1 protein-coding gene and 1 pseudogene are annotated in these 2,937 nt (G+C 65.7%); one reads left to right on the top strand and one right to left on the bottom strand.

The window, feature by feature from the left end; genetic code table 11:
* Window positions 1–86: 86 nt before the first annotated feature.
* Window positions 87–2,027 (bottom strand): autotransporter assembly complex protein TamA, encoded by a 1,941-nt coding sequence (locus JCM25156_RS12640; RefSeq protein ID WP_025813362.1) that lies wholly within the window; start codon window positions 2,025–2,027, stop codon window positions 87–89.
* 454 nt (window positions 2,028–2,481) lie between these two features.
* Here JCM25156_RS12640 and JCM25156_RS12635 point away from each other — a divergent pair.
* Window positions 2,482–2,937: pseudogene (locus JCM25156_RS12635) on the top strand (tRNA (N6-isopentenyl adenosine(37)-C2)-methylthiotransferase MiaB); the annotation flags it as partial.

The following is a 2,937-nucleotide window of genomic DNA, read 5'->3' as shown; positions in this document are numbered from 1 at the left end:
CCCCAGCGCGAAGCCGATCGCGCGCAGCAGGGTGCGACGGCTGGAGCGGGGCCGCGGTGGCTGTGGCGTGGATGTCGGCTCAGGCATCAGAACGTTTCCCCCAGGCCGACATACAGTTCCCACTTGTCCCCGCGTGAGGGGCGGTTGAGCGGCACGGCCACATCCAGCCGCACCGGCCCGATGGGCGTATAGTACCGCGCCCCCGCCCCCGCACCCACGCGCACGGTCCCGTGGAAGGGCACGTGGTCGCCCGTGACCTGACCGGCGTCGATAAAGCCCACGGCCCCGAATTTCTGCAAGATGCGCTGGCGGTATTCAAACGACCCCGCATCCATGGACGTGCCGCCGATGGCGTAGCGCGTGTTGGGAAACTGCGGCCCCACGCCCTGGTAACGGTAGCCACGCACCGTGGCGCTGCCACCGGCGTAAAGCCGCTGGTCGGGCGGAATGGCGAAGGTGGAGGCCCCTTCCACATTGCCGACCGTGCCGCGCCAGGCCAGCACGCTGCGGCCCGAACGCGACAGGCCAAGATGCTTCAGGTCGAAATAGGTCGAGACGGTGGCCTGCATGATGGTGAAGAACGACGTGCCATCGGTCAGCGAGGCCGAGGGCGTGATGTTCGCCCCGATGCGCACGCCATGCGTGGCGGGGGTGATGGGGTTATCCACGCCCGTGCCGTCATAATTGGCCGAGAGCGGCAGCGACACGATGAAGTAGCTATTGTTGTTACTCATCTGCTGGATCTGTTCCTGCTCGATCTGCCCGCCAAAGGAGACGTTCCACCGCCGGTTGACATGGCGCACGATACCGATGCGCGCCAGCAGCGCCGTCTGGCGGTAGGAATAGAGCAACTGGCGGATCCCCTCGATACGCGCGCTCATGTTCTGCTGGCGCGAGCCGAAATCGGGTTTCATGAGATCGGCATAGAAATCATAGCCCAGCCCCTGCTCCGCCGTGCCGCCCAGCCCGGTGATCAGCGCCGTGAGCTTCAGCCGCTCGGCGTTGCCGAACAGGTTGTTATGCGACCATGTCACACCCGCGCGGCCACCCAGATCGGTCGAATACCCGCCTTCCGCCCCCACACTGTGGCGCTTGCCCTCCCGAAAGGAGAAGTCGAGCGGCATGGTGCCATCGGGGGCCAGCGTATCGCCATGATTGACCTGCACATCGGAAAACAGCCCGGTGGAGGCGATGTCCTGCCGCGCGCGCTCGATACGCGATGGCTGGTACAGCTCTCCCGGCGCAATGGTCAGGCGCTTGACGATATAGGCGGGATGCGTGCGCTGCAGGCCCGCGAAATCGAACGCCCCCAGATTGACCACCGGCCCGCGATGGACGGTATAGGCAATATCCAGCGTATGGGTGTCGGGCCGCAGCCAGGCCTGCGGCGTGCCGACATGCGCCAGGGCGTAGCCTTCCTCCGTCAGGGCGGTCTGGAGTGTCACGCCCGCGCTCAGCACGCTTTCCGCCAGCGCGGGCATGCCCGGCTTCATGCTGAAGGCGTTGGCCTCGTCGGTATTGAGGTGAACCGGGGCGTCCCCCCTGTCCGGCACCAGGCTGACCGTGCCGATGGTGAACAGCACGCCGGGGGTGGCCGTGATGGTGATCTGCGCCTTGTGCCCCGCCGGGATCGACTGCATCCATTCCGGCAGGTCCGGGTCGCGCCCGTCATGGCCGCCATCGCCATCAGCTACGGAAATGGTGATGGCGCCCGCGTAATAGCCGTAGCTTTCCAGCGCGCTGATCAGGCGGGAATAGTCGTTATGGATACGCCCGGTCAGCGCGAAGGGACTGACCGCCTGCGTCTTCTGGAGCGAAAGCAGGTCGGATGAGGCACGCAGCGCCGCGTCCAGATCGGCGTTGCCGGTGGGCCGGATGGTGGTGACATAGGCCTGCGGATCCGCCGCGCGCGCCCCCCCCACCCATGCGAAGGCCAGGGAAAACATCGCGACCATACACAGACTTATATAACCGGCACCGTGCCTGGCACGCGCCGTTGCGCGGCATGCCATGCGGAGATGACCCAATCCTGTCAAACGGCGCCGCCCCTGTTCCTGTCTTCCGTGCGGTTATGGTCCCACTTCGTTATGTCTGCCATTCCCGGCATGCATGATCAAACCGATATTTAACGTCCTGACCTTAATAAGTTCCGAATGTGGCGGGCCTGTGCCCGAACGGATGACATTGTGTGGCAAACCGTATCCGCACCGGGGATCGCGACTTGACAACCCCCCGGTCACGGCGCGCATGATCGCATACGGCAGGAAGGGGTTGCCGCGCCCGGCATCCCCACCATACGGACCGGGAGCGCGGATGGGCGGACCATTTGTTCCTTGGCATATTGGCGGCAGGGCTCTTGACCGCACGCGCGGGAGCAACGATGTGTTGCGCCCGTTACCCGGGTTCATGCCCGTGATGATGCCCCCCGCGACGATGCCCGAGGATACCTGACCCGTGAACAGCCTGTCCCCCTTCCCCGCCATGGCGCAGCCCGCGCCCGAGACATCGTCCGCGAAGGGGCTTCATGTCATAACATGGGGCTGCCAGATGAACGTGTACGACAGCGAGCGGATGAGCGATGTCCTGCGCCCGCTGGGCTACCGGGCCGTGGGCACGCCGGACGCGGCCGACATGATCATCCTCAACACCTGCCACATCCGTGACCGCGCGGCGGAAAAGGTCTTTTCCGAACTGGGCCGCCTGCGGCTGGTCAAGGAAGAACGCGCCACCCGTGGCATGAACACGGTACTGGCCGTGGCGGGCTGCGTGGCGCAGGCGGAAGGCCGGGAAATCCTGGCCCGCGCGCCCTATGTCGATATTGTACTGGGGCCACAGACCTATCACCGCCTGCCCGAAATGGTGGCGCGCGCCGCCCGCGCGGCGGGCGCCGTGATCGAGACGGACTTCCCCGTCGAGCAGAAATTCGACTTCCTCGCC

This window comes from Komagataeibacter kakiaceti JCM 25156 (assembly GCF_000613305.1).
The sequence above is the reverse complement of the archived record's forward strand: the minus strand, read 5'-3'. Positions and strand labels throughout refer to the sequence as shown.